Origin of the sequence: Pseudomonas sp. FJ2-5-13 (assembly GCF_029201605.1) — a bacterium.
Lineage (GTDB): Bacteria > Pseudomonadota > Gammaproteobacteria > Pseudomonadales > Pseudomonadaceae > Aquipseudomonas > Aquipseudomonas lactis.
Map to the genome: position 1 here is coordinate 1,343,722 of NZ_CP104045.1, position 17,398 is coordinate 1,361,119.

Consider the following 17,398-nt stretch of genomic DNA (forward strand, 5'->3'; position numbering starts at 1 on the left):
AGGGCAAGCTATGTGTTGCTTTTAATGCTGCAGGATTTTCTCAAGGAAGTGCTGCGCACGCTCGGAGCGGGCGCTGATGTCGCCGAAGAACTCTTCTTTGGGGCAGTCTTCGATGATCTTGCCGGCGTCCATGAAGATCACACGGTCGGCCACTTTGCGCGCAAAGCCCATTTCGTGGGTCACGCACATCATGGTCATGCCTTCGTGGGCCAGTTGCACCATCACGTCGAGCACTTCGTTGACCATTTCCGGGTCCAGCGCCGAGGTCGGTTCGTCGAACAGCATGACGATCGGGTCCATGGCCAGGGCGCGGGCAATTGCCACACGTTGTTGCTGGCCGCCGGAGAGCTGGCCAGGGTGCTTGTGGGCGTGCGCCGACAAGCCCACGCGGTCGAGCAGTTGCAGGCCCTTCTTGGTGGCTTCTTCCTTGCTGCGGCCCAGCACCTTGATCTGCGCGATGGTCAGGTTTTCGGTGATGGTCAGGTGCGGGAACAGCTCGAAGTGCTGGAACACCATGCCCACGCGCGAGCGCAGTTTTGGCAGGTTGGTCTTCGGGTCGGCGATGGAGGTGCCGTCGACCACGATGTCGCCCTTCTGGAACGGTTCCAGTGCGTTGACGCACTTGATCAGGGTGGATTTGCCCGAGCCGGATGGCCCGCACACCACGATCACTTCGCCTTTTTTAACCTCGGTGCTGCAATCGGTCAGCACCTGGAAGTCGCCATACCACTTGTTGATGTTCTTGATAGAGATCATACGGCAAACCTTTTTTGCAGACGCTTGACCAGCAGCGAGGCGGAAAAGCTGATGATGAAGTAGACGACACCGGCAAAGATCAGGAACTCATTGGAGCGGCCGATGATGTCGCCGTTGGAGCGGGCGGAGTTGAGGAAGTCCACCAGGCCCACGGTGTAGACCAGGGAGGTGTCCTGGAACAGGATGATCGACTGTTGCAGCAGCAACGGTGTCATCTTGCGAAACGCCTGGGGCAGGATGATCAGGCGCATGGTCTGGCCGTAGGTCATGCCCATGGCTTGTGCCGCCGCCATCTGGCCCTTGGGAATCGACTGCACACCTGCTCGGACGATTTCGCAGAAGTACGCGGCCTCGAACATCATGAACGCCACGACGCAGGAGGTGAACGCGCCGATCGGGGTGTCTTCACCGGTGATCCAGCGCAACACGAACGGCACCGCCAGGTAGAACCAGGTGATCACCAGCAGCAACGGGATCGAGCGGAAGTAGTTCACGTAGGCGCCGGCCACGCGGGACAGCAGTTTGTTGGACGACAAGCGCATCAGGGCCAGGATGGTCCCGATGATGATGCCGCCGACCACGCCCATGACCATCAGCTTCAAGGTCATGACCATGCCGTTCCACAGGCCTGGAATGGCGGGGATGATGCCGCTGAAATCGAAGTCCATTATTTGCCCCCCACGGAGATCAGGCCGGGCACTGCGACTTTCTTCTCGACCACGCGCATCAGCAGCATCAGGCTCATGTTCAGGGTGAAGTAGATCAGCGTGGCCAGGGTGAAGGCTTCAAACAGGTTGGCCGAGAACTCGGCGGTCTGTTTGGTTTGCGCCAGCAGTTCCATCAAGCCGATCAAGGACGCCACGGAGGAGTTCTTGAACACGTTGAGAAATTCGGAGGTAAGCGGCGGAATGATGATGCGGTAAGCCTGGGGCAGCAGCACGTTCCAATAGATCTGCGGCAGCTTGAAGCCCATGGCGCGTGCCGCGGATTCCTGGCCGCGTGGCAGCGCCTGGATACCGGTACGCACTTGCTCACACACACGGGCGGCGGTGAACAGGCCCAGGCACACCACGACGCTCAGGTAGGCCGAGGTAGTCGGGTTCAGGTCTTGTTTGTACCAGTCCTGCAGGTTCTGCGGCAGCATGTCCGGTACCAGAAAGTACCAGATGAACAGCTGAACCAGCAGCGGCACGTTACGAAACAGTTCCACGTAGCAGGTCGCGATGCCCGATACGAGGCGGTTTGGCACAGTGCGCATGACCCCCAGAATGGAGCCCAGCAGCAAGGCGATAATCCATGCCACGATAGCGATGGCGATGGTCCAGCCCAGCCCGGAGAGGTACCAGTCGAGATAAGTCTCGCTGCCCACGCCGGTGGACTTGAAGAACACGCCCCAGTCCCAGTTGTAATTCATTAGGGTCTCCCCTCGAGATCGATCGATGTACAAGCACCCGCTTGGGGAAGATCCGTTCCCGCCTGACGTTGAACGCCAGGCACACACGATCGGCTCGAAAACCGCCAGGTCGAGTGTTCCAAGTTAAAGCCAGCAGGTAATTACAGACGCCTGAGGGAGGGTTGGCTCCCTCAGGACATAAGCTTAGTCAGGTATCAGATTTTTACTTCTGGCGCTGGTTTGTCGCTTGGGTTAGCGATCAGCTCCTTGACCTTGTCGCTCATCGGGAAGTTCAGGTTCAGGCCCTTTGGTGGGATCGGGCTTTCGAACCATTTGGCGTAGATCTTGTTGATCTCGCCAGACTTGTACAGGGCGACAATGGCGTCATCCACGGCTTTCTTGAAGTCCGGGTCGCCTTTGCGAACCATGCAAGCGTAGGCCTCGAAGGACTGTGGAGTACCGGTAATGACCCAGTCATCAGGCTTCTTGGCCTTGGCTTCTTCACCGGCCAGCAGGGCGTCGTCCATCATGAACGCAACGGCACGGCCGCTTTCGAGCATCTGGAAGGATTCGCCGTGGTCTTTGGCGGAGATGACGTTCATGCCCATCTGCTTGTCGGCGTTCATCGCCTTGATGATGCGCTCGGACGTGGTGCCGGCGGTGGTCACCACGTTTTTGCCTTTCAGGTCGGCAAAGTCAGCGTAGGACGGCTTGCCTTCCTTGTCTTTCTTGACGAGCAAACGGGTGCCGATTTCGAAGATGTTGACGGTGAAATCAACTTGCTGGGCGCGTTCTGTGTTGTTGGTGGTGGAGCCGCACTCCAGATCCGCGGTGCCGTTCTGGATCAGCGGGATACGGGTTTGCGAGGTCACCAGGTTGTACTTGGCTTTGAGGTCGGGTTTGTTCAGGTCTTTTTTCAGCTGCTCGACGACGGCCAACTGGATGTCGTGGGAGTAGCCCACCGGTTTGCCCGAACCATCCGCGATGTAGGAAAACGGAATGGAGCTGTCGCGGTGAGCGAGAGTGATGGTGCCGGAGTCGTTGATTTTCTTCAGTGTGCCGGTGAGTTCGGCGGCAAAAACTGGAGTGCTGATCAGAGCAGCAGCGATAGCTGCGCCCAGGATATGGGGAACGATGCGCATCAATACTTCCTCGACATTTGTTTTTTTTATGAAGCCAGCTGAACGGCTCTCTTGTATAGCGACTGCCCGTGACGGCTCCTAAGGCGCCTCAGGCAATCGTTGAAGAGTGTAGAGCATGAGTCGTGCCATACCGAAAACAAAAGGATAACTTCATGATTTATATGGAAATTAACTTTTTGTCTCGGCGATATTTTCGGTCGATAGTCCGGCAAACCGAATAGGGCAGAGGGGCGCGTTCGGAAAACCGAATAGTCCGTAGGGGCGAGCTTGCTCGCGAAAAACGCAAAAGCGCCGCGTTTATGCTGAATAAACGCGGCGCTCTCAGGTTTTTCGCGAGCAAGCTCGCTCCTACACCGTAGGGCGGTCAGGCGGCTTCGATCTTGCCGCGGCTCTGCTCGACCTTGGACAGGTAGCGTTGCAGGTTTTCCTGTTCCTGCTCGGTGGTGAACAGGCCAAGCTTGGTGCGGCGCCACAGCACGTCCTGCGGTTGTGTCACCCACTCTTCGGTGCACAGGTAGTCGACTTCGCGGGTATAGAGGCCGCCACCCAGGTGGTCACCCAGGTCGGCGAGCGATTGCACACCTTCCAGCAAGCGCCAGGTGCGGCTGCCGTAAGTGGTGGACCAGCGGCGGGCGATCTCGCTCGGTACCCAGTCGAACTTGGCGCGGATGGCGTCGGCCAGGGCTTCAGGGGTGCTCATATTTTCGCCGCCGGGCAGGCTCGCCGTGGCAGTCCAACTTGGGCGCATCTGGGTGAAGTACGGCGCCAGTTGGGCCATGGCCGACTCAGCCAGTTTGCGATAGGTGGTCAGCTTGCCGCCGAATACCGACAGGATCGGCGCTTCGCCGGTGCCGCCGGACAAGGCCAAGGTGTAATCACGCGTGATGGCCGATGGGTTATCCGACTCGTCGTTGCACAGCGGGCGCACGCCGGAGTAGGTGTGGACAATATCGTCACGGCTCAGTTGTTTCTTGAAGTGCGCGTTGACCACCTTGAGCATGTAGTCGGTTTCACCTTCGGTGATCGCCACTGCAGCCGGGTCGCCGGTGTATTCGCGGTCGGTGGTGCCGATGATGGTCAAGTGGTTCAGGTACGGAATGGTGAAGACGATGCGCTGGTCTTCGTTCTGCAGGATGTGCGCATGGGCGCCTTCGTACAGGCGCGGCACGATCAGGTGGCTGCCTTGAATCAGGCGGATGCCGTAGGGCGAATCCAGCTTCAGGTCGTCCTTGATGAATTTGGCCACCCAAGGGCCGGCAGCATTCACCAGCGCGCGGGCGCGGATCGAGAACAGGCTGCCGTCGGCACGCTCCATGTTCATTTCCCACAGGCCGTTGCTGCGATGGGCGCTGACGCAACGGGTCTGCGTGTGGATGTGCGCGCCTTTCTCGCGGGCTGCCATGGCGTTGAGCACGACCAGGCGGGCGTCATCGACCCAGCAGTCGGAGTATTCGAAGCCTCGGGTGATTTCACTTTTCAGCGGGCTGTCGGCGCCAAACTTGAGGCTTTTGGAGCCTGCCAGTTTCTCGCGCTTGCCCAAGTGGTCATACAGGAACAGGCCGGCGCGAATCATCCACGCTGGGCGCAGGTGCGGGCGGTGCGGCAGTACGAAGCGCATTTGCTTGACGATGTGCGGCGCTTTGCCCAGCAGCACTTCACGTTCTGCCAGGGCTTCGCGCACCAGGCGGAATTCGTAGTGTTCCAGGTAACGCAGGCCACCGTGGATCAGCTTGCTGCTGGCCGATGAGGTGTGGCTGGCCAAGTCATCCTTTTCGCAAAGGAATACCGACAAACCGCGACCGGCTGCGTCTGCTGCAATCCCGACGCCATTGATCCCGCCACCAATTACGGCAACGTCATAGACTTCGGCAAGCGGTGGAGCAGGCAAGGTGGAAGGGTTCATCGGCTGGCCTCGCGATCTTTTCGTCTTGGAATTCGAACATTAATGTTCATTTGCGAAAATGGTAGCTGATAATTGCGGGCACAGCCACCCGACTTCGATTGAAAAAACTCATCGAAGGGTGGGGAAAGGAAAATTTGTGAACATGAGCCTGTGACAGGCTTGAGGTATGGGCTATTGGATAGATCGCTTTCGCGAGCAAGCCCGCTCCCACATTTGATCGAGTTCCAACATGGGAATGCGGTCAAATGTGGGAGCGGGCTTGCTCGCGAAGGCGGCGGTACAGGCGCTACACGACCTCCAGCCGCACCTTATGCTCATTCAACACCTGCACCAACGCCGGCACCGGCTGTTGGTCAGTCACCAGGCAGTCCACCAGGCTGATCGGCCCCAGGCGAATCATGGCATTGCGCCCGAATTTGCTGGAGTCTGCCGCCAGAATCACTTGTCGCGCATTGGCGATGATTGCCTGGGAGACCCGTACTTCCTGGTAATCGAAGTCCAGCAGGCTGCCGTCCTCGTCGATACCGCTGATGCCCACCAGGGCAAAGTCGACCTTGAACTGGTTGATGAAGTCGACACTGGCCTGGCCGACCACACCACCGTCACGGCGCACATTGCCGCCGGTGAGCAACACATCGAAGTCGTCCTTGGCACTGAGCATGGTGGCGACGTTGAGGTTGTTGGTGATGATTTTCAGGTGGCTGTGATTGAGCAGCGCACGGGCGATGGATTCGGTGGTGGTGCCGATGTTGATGAACAGCGAGGCGTGATCGGGAATCTGTGCGGCAATGGCTTCGCCGATGCGTTGCTTCTCGTCGCGCATCTGGTCGGCACGCATGGCGTACGCGGTGTTCTCGACACTGGAGTCATAGGCTGCGCCGCCGTGGTAGCGGCGCAACAGGTTGGCGTCCGCCAACTGGTTGATATCGCGGCGGATGGTTTGCGGGGTGACAACGAATAGCTGCGCCATTTCCTCGATACTGACGTAGCCGCGTTCGCGGACCAGTTCGAGGATTTGTTGTTGGCGGGGAGGCAGATTCATGGGGCGTCCTTTGGGCTGCCATACAAAAGTGGCCCATGATGACGCAGGAATCCGCTCCCTGCCAGTTACAACCTACCGCAAGCCAGCGCTTGGCTTATTCGGCGCCTTCGTGCGGCTCCCAGTCACGGGTGCGGCTCACAGCTTTTTGCCAGCCGGCGTAGAGTTTCTCTTTGGCCGCTTCATCCAGCTGTGGCTCGAACTCGCGCTCGATTACCGCTTTGCCGCGCAGCTCGTCCAGGCTGCCCCAGAAACCACACGCCAGGCCAGCCAGGTAGGCCGCGCCGAGGGCAGTGGTTTCACGCATTTGCGGGCGTTCGACCTGGGTGCCGAGGATGTCGGCCTGGAACTGCATCAGGAAGTTGTTGGCAACCGCACCGCCGTCCACGCGCAGGGCCTTGAGGCGTTCGCCCGAGTCCTGCTGCATGGCGTCGAGGACGTCGCGGGTCTGGTAGGCAATCGACTCTAGGGCAGCACGAATAATGTGGTCTACGCGTACGCCACGGGTCAGACCGAACAGCGCGCCACGGGCATACGGGTCCCAGTAGGGCGCGCCGAGGCCGGTGAAGGCCGGTACCAGGTACACGCCGTTGCTGTCCTTGACCTTGCCGGCAAAGTATTCGGTGTCGTGGGCATCGTTGATGATCTTCAGCTCGTCACGCAGCCATTGCACGGTGGAGCCGCCGTTGAAGACTGCGCCTTCCAATGCGTAGGCCACCTCGCCGCGTGGGCCGCAGGCGATGGTGGTGAGCATGCCGTGCTTGGATTTGACCGCCTTGTCGCCGGTGTTCATCAGCAGGAAGCAGCCGGTACCGTAGGTGTTCTTGGCCTGGCCAGCTTCCACGCACATCTGGCCGAACAGGGCGGCTTGCTGGTCACCGGCAATGCCGCCGATGGCAATACCGCTCTTGGTACGGCCGTAGATTTCCGATGACGACTTCACTTGCGGCAGCATTTCCCGCGGAATGTCGAGAATCTCCAGCATCTTCGCATCCCACTCCAGGGTGTGGATGTTGAAGAGCATGGTGCGCGAGGCGTTGGTGTAGTCGGTGACGTGGGTCTTGCCGCCGGTAAATTTCCAGATCAGCCAGCTGTCGACGGTGCCGAACAGCAGTTCGCCGTTGCGTGCACGTTCGCGGCTGCCTTCGACGTTGTCGAGGATCCACTTGAGTTTGGTGCCGGAAAAGTACGGGTCGGTCACAAGGCCCGTGGTATCGCTGATGTATTGCTCATGGCCATCGCGCTTGAGTTGCTGGCAGATCTCGGTGCTGCGGCGGCACTGCCAGACAATGGCGTTGTAGATTGGACGGCCGGTGATCTTGTCCCAGACCACGGTGGTTTCACGCTGGTTGGTGATACCGATGGCGGCCACTTGGTCGTGGTGCAGGCCGGCCTGGGCCAGCGCTTCGACCATCACTGCGCTCTGGGTGGCGAAGATTTCCATCGGGTCATGTTCGACCCAGCCAGCCTGCGGGTAATGCTGGACGAATTCGCGCTGGGCGGTACACACCACGTTGGCGTCACGATCGAAGATGATCGCCCGGGAACTGGTAGTGCCCTGATCAAGGGCAATGATGTAGTTCTTATTCTGAAGGTCGGTCATGTCAATTGCCTTGGACGAAATAAGGAAGTCAGAAATCAGCCTGGGCCGCGAAGGGCAGGGGACCAGGCTGGCGCTTTCAGGAAATACGAGTCTTGCCGTTGACAGCCGTGTCAGGTGTTTCTTCAGCGATAGCCGGTGCGGCGCTCGGCAGGTGGCGAGCAATCAGCCCGCGATAGGCCGCAGCGCCCAGGCATGCGCCGACAATCGGAGCGAAAATCGGCACCAGGAAATAAGGAATATCGCGACCGCCAGTAAAGGCCATTTCACCCCAACCGGCGAAAAAGGTCATCAGCTTGGGACCGAAATCCCGTGCCGGGTTCATCGCAAAGCCAGTCAGCGGGCCCATGGCGCTACCGATTACGGCGATCAGCAAACCGATCAGCAGGGGGGCCAGGGGGCCGCGTGGCAGGCCGTTGTTATCATCGGTCAGAGCCATGATCACGCCCATCAGGATGGCGGTGATGACCATCTCCACCAGGAATGCCTGGGCCGTGCTCAGCAGCGCATGGGGATAGGTGGAGAACACCGACGCCAATTCCAGGCTGGCTTGGGAGCCGCGGACCATGTGGTGGGTTTGTTCGTAATCGAAAAACAGGTTGCTGTAGAGCGTGTACACCAAGGCGGCGGAGCAGAAGGCGCCGGCGACCTGGGCGAGAATATAGAAGGGCAGTTTGCGCTTTTCAAAATCGGCAAAGATGCACAGGGCGATACTGACCGCCGGGTTGAGGTGAGCCCCGGAAATACCGGCACTCAGGTAGATCGCCATGCTCACGCCGACCCCCCAGATGATACTGATTTCCCACAAGCCAAAGCTCGCACCCGCGACCTTGAGCGCGGCGACGCATCCTGTACCGAAGAAGATCAGCAGCGCGGTGCCCAGGAATTCGGCCATGCATTGGCTCGAAAGTGAAGGCTGTTGAAGAGCAGTTGTCATGGAAAACCTCAATTGTTGTTCTTGTCTTGCGCACCGCCTCAACGGGCAATTGCGCGATATTCACCGCGAGAAGGATCCCCATCCTGGATCGCGGCTTACTGCGGAGTACCAGAGGATTATTCCTACGGTATTCGGAAACGAAAAAATATAGACAAGAATGACCGCTGTCAAAGGTCGAAAGTGAACCATTGGTCATTTCCGAACTATTGGTGTGGTGAATGATCATGGGCAGGGCGCGTCGCTTTAGCGGTAATAGGGCTGTGCTAGAGCGTTTCAGGCGGTCTTGGCCTAGAATTGGCCATCAGTTTGCCCGCCTGGAGCCGCTATGACCCCCGCATTGGACCTGTTGAAAAAAGTTCGCGCCGAACATCGCATCCACAGTTATGAACATGATCCCAAGGCAGCATCCTATGGGCTGGAGGCCGCGGAAAAATTGAGCCTGGACCCGGCCCAGGTGTTCAAGACGCTGCTGGCGAGCAGTGAGAAGGGTGAGTTGTTGGTGGCGGTGGTGCCGGTCGTCGGAAGTCTGGACTTGAAAGCTCTGGCTCACGCTGCGGGTGTGAAGAAAGTCGAAATGGCTGACCCGGCAGCGGCGCAGCGCTCCACGGGTTATCTGTTGGGCGGCATCAGCCCGTTGGGGCAGAAGAAGCGGCTGCGCACGTTTATCGATGAAACGGCGCAACCCTTTGCAACGATTTTTGTCAGTGCGGGCAGAAGGGGCTTGGAAGTTGAATTGCCGGCGGCGGTGTTGGCGGAACACACCCAGGCCAAATTCGCACCGATTGGCCGGGCCTGATAATCATTTTTTGAAGGCCGTGGCTCTCAAATGCGTGGCTTGACAGAGATAGGCATAGGTATCTTCATAACTTTGGAGTGACGCTGAACCTGTGGCGAGGGAGCTTGCTCCCGTGACGGAATGCCAACCGACGCTGACCTACCTGACACACTGCTATCCAATTGTGGGCTGGCTTGCCTGCGATGACGGCCAGCCAACACCTACCTACCTGACACTCAGAGATCAAACTGTGGGAGCGGGCTTGCTCGCGAAGGCGGCCTGGCAGGCGACACAGTTGGATTGTGTACATATCCATTGCTGCGGTAACGGCCGCTTAGGGTTCCGCTCTGACAGCGGCTCACTTTTGAAAAGCGCAAAAGTAAGCAAAACGCTCTTGCCCCACCACTCGGCACCTCGCTTGGGCTCGGTGTGCCCGAACGCAGGCTTGAATCCGTGGGCCGCCGCCACGCGCCATCCATGGCGCGGGGCGGCTAACCCGGCGTCCTGCCGGGTTACCCACGAATTCAAGCCTGCGTTCGGCCAGCGTGGTTTAACGGGGCGCCTGAGATCAAAAGCAGATCAAGATCAAGAGCGGCTCGCTTCGCATCGTGGTTACCGTCTGCTATCGCAGGCAAGAGCTCCCACAGTTTGATCCGGCTTTATCAGTGAGCGACGCTGTGGCGGCGCACGCCTGACTCAACGGCGGGAATCTGCGCCGCTGTGCTGCCGGATGCCTGGAACAACACCAGATGTTCAGCCGCCACACGAATCCCCACCTCTGCGCCCACCTGGTGATCGGCATGGCTGGGGAAAATCGATTCCAATTGAGCGCCGGTCGGCAGTTGCAATCGGTACAAGGTCGAGGCGCCGAGGAAGGTCTTGCCGACGATCCGTGCTTTCAACGCGCTGTCCGGCGCATACACGATGTCATCCGGGCGCAGGAGTACATCCACCGCAGCACCGGTTGGCAAGGTATAGGCTCGGTTGCCGCGCAGGTCGCCCAGTTCAGTGCTGACCGATTCCGGCGAGTTCAGCCGGCCACGGATGAAATACCCCTGGCCGATGAAACTGGCGACGTAAGGCGTTTGCGGTTCGTGATAGAGGTTGTAGGGCGTGTCCCACTGCTCTAGTCGGCCTTCCTTGAAGACCCCCACGTGATCGCTGACGGCGAAGGCCTCTTCCTGGTCATGGGTCACCAGGATCGCGCTGGTGCCGCGCGCTTTGAGGATGTCGCGCACTTCATGGCTGAGCTTGCGGCGCAGTTCGCCATCGAGGTTGGAAAAGGGTTCATCCAGCAACAGCAGTTGCGGCTCCGGCGCCAGGGCGCGAGCGAGGGCGACACGTTGTTGCTGACCACCGGAAAGCTCATGGGCAAAACGCTTGCCCAGGTTCTTCAGGTTGACCAGTTCGAGCAACTCGGCGACCACGCGCTCTTTTTGCGGGTGTTTGCGAATGCCGAAGGCGATGTTGTCAGCCACGCTCAGGTGCGGGAACAACGCGTAGTCCTGGAACACCATGCCGATACGACGTTTCTCCGGTGCCAGGGTGAAACCGGCACGGGAGATGACGTCGCCCGCCAGGCTGATTTCGCCTTCATGCACCGGCTCAAAGCCGGCAATGGCGCGCAGGGTAGTGGTCTTGCCGCAGCCCGAAGAGCCGAGCAGGCAACCGATATCGCCGGCGTTGAGGTGCAGGTTGAGGTTCTGCACCACGCGCTGATCTTGATAGCCGCATGCCAGGTTGCGCAGGTTCAGCAGTAATGGCTGGCTCATGCGTGGTGGTACGACGGTGGTACGAGAAATTCGAGCAAGGCTTTCTGCGCATGCAGGCGGTTCTCGGCCTGATCCCACGCGACTGAGCGCGGATCGTCGAGCAGGTCCTGGCTGATTTCTTCGCCCCGGTGGGCGGGTAGGCAGTGCATGAACAGCACGTCCGGCGCGGCCAGGTCGAGCAATGCGCGGGTCACCTGGAACGGCGCGAACCGGGCCAGGCGCTTGGCGGTTTCGTCTTCCTGGCCCATGGAGGTCCAGACGTCGGTGCTGACCAGGTGAGCGCCGACCACTGCGTCTTTTGGATCGCGCAGCAGTTGCACACGGCCATCGGCCTTGGCCATGAACTCGGCGCTGGGCTCGTAGCCTTCAGGGCAGGCGATACGCAGGTGGAAGTCAAACTGAATCGCCGCTTCTATATAGCTGTTGCACATGTTGTTGCCATCGCCGATCCAGGCCACGGTCTTGCCTTGGATCGAGCCACGGTGTTCGAGGAAGGTTTGCATGTCGGCCAGCAACTGGCAGGGGTGCAGGTCATCGGACAGGCCGTTGATCACGGGCACACGGGAGTTGGCGGCAAATTCGGTCAGGGTGCTGTGGGCGAAGGTACGGATCATCACGGCGTCTAGCATGCGCGACATCACGATGGCGCAATCGCTGATCGGCTCACCACGGCCCAATTGGGTGTCTCGCGGTGACAGGAAGATCGCCTGGCCACCCAGTTGGATCATGCCGGCCTCGAACGACAGGCGTGTGCGGGTCGAGGACTTTTCGAAAATCATCCCCAGTACACGGTTTTTCAAAGGCTCAAACAGTACGCCGCGGTTACGCAGGTCTTTAAGCTCAATGCCTCGACGGATCACGCTGACCAGCTCTTCGGGCGTGCAATCCATCAGGGAGAGAAAGTGCCTTGCGCTCATCATTAACTACCTTTTGCAACAGACCGCAGATACTCAAAGCCTTGTTTATTGCGACAACGGGCGAGACCTGCGGCGAAAGCCGCACGGGGCGACGAAATAGGGGAAGACGCGATATTGACATTAAATGTCGCGTTTTACCAATAGGGCTACGGCTTTAGGGGTGTTCAAGCAGGGCGCTGGCGCGCGTTTGAAGACGATTTCCTGACAGCAGCGAGCCATTTGTACACTGGCGTCCAGGCCTTTTGCAATGCGCGGGGGCGGGCGTGGGCCAGGTCGCGTCGGTTTCAGCGCCTGCGGGCAAGGTTTCTGAAACATTTGCTCATGCTTGGCCATGCCCTGGCCTATGCCTGTCGATTCACAACGCGAAGGTTGCTGGCGCCCCAAGGGGGCGCGGCCCATAGTTGAGCCAAAGCCCCTATAAAAGAGACTGGCCATGACCAAGACTCTCCACCACCGTGCCTGCCACCTGTGCGAAGCCATCTGCGGCCTCACCCTGGAAACCACCCAAGCCGAAGACGGTAGCCTGGCGATCACCTCGATCAAGGGCGACCCCCTGGACAGTTTCAGTCGCGGCCACATCTGCCCCAAGGCCGTGGCCCTGCAGGACATTCAGAACGACCCGGACCGTTTGCACCAACCCATGCTGCGGGTGGGCAGCCAATGGCAGCCGATTGCCTGGGATGACGCCTTTGCCCTGGTGGCTGAGCGGCTGGCGGGCATTCAGGCGCGGCACGGTCAGAACGCGGTGGCGGTGTATCAGGGCAACCCCAGCGTGCATAACTATGGCTTGATGACCCACAGCAACTACTTTCTAGGGCTGTTGAAGACGCGCAATCGTTTCTCCGCGACCTCGGTAGACCAGTTGCCTCATCACCTCACCAGTCACCTGATGTACGGTCACGGCCTGTTGTTGCCCATACCCGACATCGACCAGACCGACTTCATGTTGATCCTCGGCGGCAACCCGCTGGCCTCCAATGGCAGCATCATGACCGTGCCCGACGTGGAAAAACGCCTCAAGGCCATTCAGGCGCGGGGCGGCAAAGTGGTGGTGGTCGACCCTCGGCGCAGCGAGACGGCGGCCATCGCCGACCAGCACTTGTTCGTACGCCCCGGCGGCGATGCGGCGTTGTTGTTTGGGGTGCTCAACACTTTGTTCACCGAGGGGCTGACACGCGACAGCCATTTGCCGGTGGAAGGCCTGGCCGAGGTGCGCAGGGCCATTGCCGGCTTCGATGCCGAGGCCATGAGCCGCCAGTGTGCGGTGCCTGCCGAACAGATTCGCCAGTTGGCCAGGGACTTCGCCGGCGCCGATAAGGCTGTCTGTTATGGCCGCATGGGCGTCTCGACCCAGGCGTTCGGTACGCTGTGCCATTGGCTGGTGCAACTGATCAACCTGGTGACCGGCAACCTGGACCGTGTCGGCGGCGCGCTCTGTACCAGCCCGGCGGTGGACCTGGTGGCCTCCACCAGCGGCGGCCATTTCAACCGCTGGCAGAGCCGCGTGTCCGCGCGCCCTGAGTACGGCGGAGAACTGCCGGTGTCGGCCATGGCCGAAGAAATGCTCACCGAGGGGGAAGGCCAGGTCCGCGCCCTGGTGACGGTGGCCGGCAACCCGGTGCTGTCCACGCCTAACGGTCGCCAATTGGAGCAAGCCCTGGACGGGTTGGAGTTCATGGTCAGCATCGACCTGTATATCAACGAGACCACGCGTTATGCCGACCTGATTTTGCCTTCCACCTCGGCGCTGGAAAACGATCACTACGACACCACCTTTAATTTGTTCGCGGTGCGTAATGTCACGCGCTTCAATCGCGCCATCCTGCCCAAGCCTGAGGGTGCGTTGCATGACTGGGAGATCTTTGTCGGCCTGGCCAAGGCATTTGCGGCGCACACTGGCGCGGTGCTCAAGCCCACCGTGCCACCGGCGCAGATGATCGACTTCGGGCTGCGTGCGGGTGCCTACGGTGACGCATCCAGCCATAAGCTGTCGGTGGCGATGCTGGCGGATTATCCCCATGGCATGGACCTGGGGCCGCTCAAGCCCAACCTCGCGGCACGTTTGAAAACCGCGGATGGCAAGGTGCAAGCGGCACCGACGGTGATCCTGGCAGACCTGGCGCGTTTCGCCGCGCAGCCGGTGCCGGTGGCCGACGAACTGTTGCTGATTGGCCGACGGCATGTGCGCAGCAATAATTCCTGGATGCATAACTATCACCGGCTGGTGAAGGGCAAGCCACGCCATCAACTGTTGATGCACCCCGACGACCTGACCCGTCGGCAGTTGAGCGATGGCCAGCGGGTGCGAGTGAGTTCGCGCACCGGCATGATCGAAGTGGAAGTCGTGGCCAGTGCGGACATGATGCCGGGCGTGGTCAGCCTGCCTCATGGCTGGGGTCACGGTCGCCCGGGCGTGCAGATGAGCATCGCGAACAGCCAGCCGGGCGCGAGTGCCAATGACTTGACCGACGAGCGGCAATTGGATGAGTTGTCGGGTAATGCGGCGCTCAACGGCGTGCCGGTGAAGGTGGCGGCGGCCTGAGCATCCTGCTGGATTTTTGCGTTACAATGCGCCACCGTGCCGACCCGTGAGTCGCAAAGTTCCTGCAGAGGTGTTCCATGGATATCATCGAAACGATCAAAGAGCAGATTGCCAACAACACCATTCTGCTTTACATGAAGGGCGCACCTAACGCGCCTCAGTGCGGTTTCTCCGCAAAAGCGTCCCAGGCTGTCATGCAATGCGGCGAGAAGTTCGCTTACGTGGATATCCTGCAAAACCCTGAAATCCGCGCCAACCTGCCAAAGTACGCCAACTGGCCGACTTTCCCGCAGCTGTGGGTAGCCGGTGAGCTGGTTGGCGGTAGCGACATCATCACTGAAATGGCAGCTGATGGTTCCCTGCAAGCGCTGATCAAGGACGCAGCGGAAAAAGCAGCGGCCAAGACTGACGCCTAATTGGCGAGCAATAAAAAGCCCCGCTTCTCACAAGAGAGCGGGGCTTTTTTTGAGCTTTTCTGTAGGAGCGAGCTTGCTCGCGAAGGTCGCCCAGGCAACGCGTTAAATCAGATGCGCTGCGTGATCGTTGACGTTCTTCGCGAGCAAGCTCGCTCCTACAGTGATAACAAGGGCAGTTATTCACCCATCTGCGATTGCAGGTAATTCTCCAGGCTGACCTTGTCGATCAGGCCCAGTTGAGTTTCCAGCCAGTCGATATGCTCTTCCTGGTCTTCCAGGATATCTTCCAGCAGTTCACGGCTGCCGAAATCGCCCTTGGTTTCGCAGTGGGCAATCGCGGCTTTCAGGTCGCTGTGGCTCTTGCGCTCAAAGCCCAGGTCGCTGCTGATCATTTCCTGGGTGTGCTCGCCGATGTTCAGCTTGCCCAGGTCTTGCACGTTCGGCAGGCCTTCCAGGAACAGGATGCGCTTGATCAGCGCGTCGGCGTCCTTCATGGCTTTGATCGATTCTTTGTATTCACGCTTGCCGAGCTTTTCCAGGCCCCAATCGTCGTACATGCGTGCATGCAGAAAGTACTGATTGATCGCGACCAGTTCATTGGCAAGGATTTTGTTGAGTTGCTGGATGACTGAGATGTCGCCTTTCATGACTGGGGTCCTGCCCTGTAATAGCTGTGTATAAGGCGGAGTCTGAGCGGTGAAAATCCTAGTGTCAAACCTAAGTTATTGAATAATAAATGAAAATTAATCGGAATAAGAATGTTTGTGTTCCGCGTCTAAGCGCTAACTAATTGAATTAATGGCATAAAAAAACCGGACACTAGGTCCGGTTCTTCAAAACAGGCCTATTCAGGCGTGTTTAAATTCTGCTGGGTAGGGGAGCGCGGCCTGGGCTGTCTGCAGCTGCGTCAGGGTTTCCCGTACCACTTGCTTGGCCAGGCAAGCACATTTGCCACACTGGCTGGCTACGCCGGTGGTTTCACGTACTTCCTTGTAGCTGCAGCAACCTTCGTAGATTGCTTCGCGGATTTGTCCGTCGGTGACGCCAGTGCAGAGGCAGACATACATAAGTGAGAACCGTCGCGGGTTTATGGCTTAAGTGCGATGGATCTTAATGTTAACGAGAATGATTGTCAAAATAGTTTCATCGACAATCCAGCGCGCATCGCCCATGCGCTGACGAACGGTTTTTTCGGTGTATGATGGTCGGTCTTTACGAAGCGTGATTGCGTCATGTTTCTGTCGATTTTCACCGGCAGACTCGACCTGTCCTTTTACTTCAATCGTCACCCCCTACATCAGGAGATATCCAATGAGCGTACTCGTCGGTAAACAAGCCCCGGATTTCGACGTACCAGCCGTCCTCGGCAATGGCGAAATCGTTGACAGCTTCAAACTGTCTGAAGCCATCAAAGGCAAATACGGCCTGGTGTTCTTCTACCCGCTGGACTTCACCTTCGTCTGCCCTTCGGAGCTGATCGCCCTGGACCACCGCATGGACGATTTCAAGGCGCGCAACGTTGAAGTGGTCGCGGTTTCCATCGACTCCCATTTCACCCACAACGCCTGGCGCAACACCGCCATCAATGATGGCGGCATCGGCAAAGTCAAATACACCATGGCTGCCGACATGAAGCACGACATCGCCAAGGCCTACGACGTTGAGTCCGAAGGCGGCGTGGCGTTCCGTGGCGCGTTCCTGATCGACGACAAGGGCGTTGTGCGCTCGCAGATCATCAACGACCTGCCGCTGGGCCGTAACATGGAAGAACTGATCCGCCTGGTCGACGCGCTGCAATTCCACGAAGAGCACGGCGAAGTCTGCCCTGCCAACTGGAAAAAAGGCGACAAAGGCATGAACGCTTCGCCAGAAGGCGTTGCGGCTTACCTGACCGAGAACGCTGGCAAGCTGTAAGCCAACGTCACGGTATAAAAAAACCGGCCTGAGAAGGCCGGTTTTTTTATGGGTGGGGACTTGCTCCCGTGGCGGCCTGACAGCCTACGCTGGTCTACCTGACACCCCACAATCCAACTGTGGGGGCTGCCTGCCTGCGATGGCGGCCTGGCAGTCAACACAGTTGGATTGGGTGCATATCCATTGCTGCGGTAACGGCCGCTTAGGGTTCCGCCCTGACGGCGGCTCACTTTTGAAAAGAGCGCAAAAGTAAGCAAAACGCTCTTGCCCCACCACTCGGCACCTCGCTTGG

At 59.1% G+C, this 17,398-nt stretch carries 17 protein-coding genes; 4 read left to right on the plus strand and 13 right to left on the minus strand.

Annotated features, from left to right (window positions below):
* Nucleotides 1-21: 21 nt before the first annotated feature.
* The 8 genes from N2A98_RS05920 to N2A98_RS05955 form a co-directional block, all read right to left on the minus strand.
* Nucleotides 22-756, minus strand: a complete 735-nt coding sequence (locus N2A98_RS05920) for an amino acid ABC transporter ATP-binding protein (RefSeq protein WP_003188952.1) — start codon at nucleotides 754-756, stop codon at nucleotides 22-24.
* Nucleotides 753-1,424 (minus strand): ABC transporter permease subunit, encoded by a 672-nt coding sequence (locus tag N2A98_RS05925; protein WP_003188954.1) that lies wholly within the window; start codon nucleotides 1,422-1,424, stop codon nucleotides 753-755. The genes N2A98_RS05920 and N2A98_RS05925 overlap by 4 nt, the downstream gene beginning before the upstream one ends.
* Nucleotides 1,424-2,170 (minus strand): amino acid ABC transporter permease, encoded by a 747-nt coding sequence (locus tag N2A98_RS05930; RefSeq protein WP_003188956.1) that lies wholly within the window; start codon nucleotides 2,168-2,170, stop codon nucleotides 1,424-1,426. Before N2A98_RS05930 ends, N2A98_RS05925 begins: the two co-directional genes overlap by 1 nt.
* A 194-nt stretch (nucleotides 2,171-2,364) precedes the next feature.
* Entirely contained in the window at nucleotides 2,365-3,291 is a 927-nt protein-coding gene (locus N2A98_RS05935) for a glutamate/aspartate ABC transporter substrate-binding protein (RefSeq protein ID WP_003188957.1), read from the minus strand.
* Between the two features lie 364 nt (nucleotides 3,292-3,655).
* A complete protein-coding gene (gene glpD / locus N2A98_RS05940; protein ID WP_078802568.1) occupies nucleotides 3,656-5,194 on the minus strand; it encodes a glycerol-3-phosphate dehydrogenase in 1,539 nt (512 codons plus the stop codon).
* A 286-nt stretch (nucleotides 5,195-5,480) separates the two neighbouring features.
* Nucleotides 5,481-6,236 (minus strand): DeoR/GlpR family transcriptional regulator, encoded by a 756-nt coding sequence (locus tag N2A98_RS05945; protein ID WP_003188962.1) that lies wholly within the window; start codon nucleotides 6,234-6,236, stop codon nucleotides 5,481-5,483.
* A gap of 94 nt (nucleotides 6,237-6,330) precedes the next feature.
* On the minus strand, nucleotides 6,331-7,836 hold the full coding sequence (gene glpK / locus N2A98_RS05950) for a glycerol kinase GlpK (protein ID WP_044270497.1): 1,506 nt from the start codon (nucleotides 7,834-7,836) through the stop codon (nucleotides 6,331-6,333).
* 76 nt (nucleotides 7,837-7,912) lie between these two features.
* Nucleotides 7,913-8,770 (minus strand): MIP/aquaporin family protein, encoded by an 858-nt coding sequence (locus N2A98_RS05955; protein WP_014717136.1) that lies wholly within the window; start codon nucleotides 8,768-8,770, stop codon nucleotides 7,913-7,915.
* A gap of 325 nt (nucleotides 8,771-9,095) precedes the next feature.
* On the opposite strand from N2A98_RS05955, the gene ybaK reads away from it, so the two are divergent.
* Nucleotides 9,096-9,566, plus strand: coding sequence for a Cys-tRNA(Pro) deacylase (gene ybaK / locus N2A98_RS05960; RefSeq protein ID WP_032893325.1), 471 nt, complete (start codon nucleotides 9,096-9,098; stop codon nucleotides 9,564-9,566).
* A 641-nt stretch (nucleotides 9,567-10,207) separates the two neighbouring features.
* Here ybaK and N2A98_RS05965 read toward each other — a convergent pair.
* Together N2A98_RS05965 and argF are read right to left on the minus strand one after the other, a co-directional pair.
* Nucleotides 10,208-11,317: an ABC transporter ATP-binding protein gene (locus tag N2A98_RS05965; RefSeq protein ID WP_032893324.1), complete on the minus strand. Its 1,110-nt coding sequence runs from the start codon at nucleotides 11,315-11,317 to the stop codon at nucleotides 10,208-10,210.
* The gene (gene argF / locus N2A98_RS05970; protein ID WP_014717139.1) at nucleotides 11,314-12,234 is read right to left on the minus strand and encodes an ornithine carbamoyltransferase; all 921 of its coding nucleotides are present in this window, start codon (nucleotides 12,232-12,234) and stop codon (nucleotides 11,314-11,316) included. The genes N2A98_RS05965 and argF overlap by 4 nt, the downstream gene beginning before the upstream one ends.
* 433 nt (nucleotides 12,235-12,667) lie before the next feature.
* On the opposite strand from argF, the gene N2A98_RS05975 reads away from it, so the two are divergent.
* Complete coding sequence (locus N2A98_RS05975; RefSeq protein WP_275623147.1) at nucleotides 12,668-14,776, plus strand: molybdopterin oxidoreductase family protein; 2,109 nt, start codon at nucleotides 12,668-12,670, stop codon at nucleotides 14,774-14,776.
* Between the two features lie 77 nt (nucleotides 14,777-14,853).
* Nucleotides 14,854-15,192 carry a Grx4 family monothiol glutaredoxin gene (gene grxD, locus N2A98_RS05980; RefSeq protein WP_032893320.1) on the plus strand — a complete coding sequence of 113 codons (339 nt, stop codon included), beginning with the start codon at nucleotides 14,854-14,856 and terminating at the stop codon, nucleotides 15,190-15,192.
* A gap of 176 nt (nucleotides 15,193-15,368) precedes the next feature.
* Here grxD and bfr read toward each other — a convergent pair whose 3' ends face one another.
* From bfr to N2A98_RS05995, 3 genes are all read right to left on the minus strand, one after another.
* Nucleotides 15,369-15,839: a bacterioferritin gene (bfr, locus tag N2A98_RS05985; protein WP_012722487.1), complete on the minus strand. Its 471-nt coding sequence runs from the start codon at nucleotides 15,837-15,839 to the stop codon at nucleotides 15,369-15,371.
* 201 nt (nucleotides 15,840-16,040) lie between these two features.
* Nucleotides 16,041-16,259, minus strand: a complete 219-nt coding sequence (locus N2A98_RS05990) for a bacterioferritin-associated ferredoxin (RefSeq protein ID WP_003188977.1) — start codon at nucleotides 16,257-16,259, stop codon at nucleotides 16,041-16,043.
* A 27-nt stretch (nucleotides 16,260-16,286) separates the two neighbouring features.
* A complete protein-coding gene (locus N2A98_RS05995) occupies nucleotides 16,287-16,481 on the minus strand; it encodes a hypothetical protein (RefSeq protein ID WP_125969605.1) in 195 nt (64 codons plus the stop codon).
* Nucleotides 16,482-16,503: 22 nt separating this feature from the next.
* On the opposite strand from N2A98_RS05995, the gene N2A98_RS06000 reads away from it, so the two are divergent.
* Entirely contained in the window at nucleotides 16,504-17,106 is a 603-nt protein-coding gene (locus N2A98_RS06000; protein WP_003172097.1) for a peroxiredoxin, read from the plus strand.
* Nucleotides 17,107-17,398: the final 292 nt, after the last annotated feature.

Coding starts and splice junctions, on each gene's coding strand:
- N2A98_RS05955 (WP_014717136.1), bottom strand. CDS start 8,770: ATGACAACTGCTCTTCAACAGCCTTCACTTTCGAGCCAATGCATGGCC.
- N2A98_RS05925 (WP_003188954.1), bottom strand. CDS start 1,424: ATGGACTTCGATTTCAGCGGCATCATCCCCGCCATTCCAGGCCTGTGG.
- bfr (WP_012722487.1), bottom strand. CDS start 15,839: ATGAAAGGCGACATCTCAGTCATCCAGCAACTCAACAAAATCCTTGCC.
- grxD (WP_032893320.1), top strand. CDS start 14,854: ATGGATATCATCGAAACGATCAAAGAGCAGATTGCCAACAACACCATT.
- N2A98_RS05975 (WP_275623147.1), top strand. CDS start 12,668: ATGACCAAGACTCTCCACCACCGTGCCTGCCACCTGTGCGAAGCCATC.
- N2A98_RS05920 (WP_003188952.1), bottom strand. CDS start 756: ATGATCTCTATCAAGAACATCAACAAGTGGTATGGCGACTTCCAGGTG.
- argF (WP_014717139.1), bottom strand. CDS start 12,234: ATGAGCGCAAGGCACTTTCTCTCCCTGATGGATTGCACGCCCGAAGAG.
- N2A98_RS05965 (WP_032893324.1), bottom strand. CDS start 11,317: ATGAGCCAGCCATTACTGCTGAACCTGCGCAACCTGGCATGCGGCTAT.
- ybaK (WP_032893325.1), top strand. CDS start 9,096: ATGACCCCCGCATTGGACCTGTTGAAAAAAGTTCGCGCCGAACATCGC.
- glpK (WP_044270497.1), bottom strand. CDS start 7,836: ATGACCGACCTTCAGAATAAGAACTACATCATTGCCCTTGATCAGGGC.
- glpD (WP_078802568.1), bottom strand. CDS start 5,194: ATGAACCCTTCCACCTTGCCTGCTCCACCGCTTGCCGAAGTCTATGAC.
- N2A98_RS06000 (WP_003172097.1), top strand. CDS start 16,504: ATGAGCGTACTCGTCGGTAAACAAGCCCCGGATTTCGACGTACCAGCC.
- N2A98_RS05945 (WP_003188962.1), bottom strand. CDS start 6,236: ATGAATCTGCCTCCCCGCCAACAACAAATCCTCGAACTGGTCCGCGAA.
- N2A98_RS05930 (WP_003188956.1), bottom strand. CDS start 2,170: ATGAATTACAACTGGGACTGGGGCGTGTTCTTCAAGTCCACCGGCGTG.
- N2A98_RS05935 (WP_003188957.1), bottom strand. CDS start 3,291: ATGCGCATCGTTCCCCATATCCTGGGCGCAGCTATCGCTGCTGCTCTG.
- N2A98_RS05990 (WP_003188977.1), bottom strand. CDS start 16,259: ATGTATGTCTGCCTCTGCACTGGCGTCACCGACGGACAAATCCGCGAA.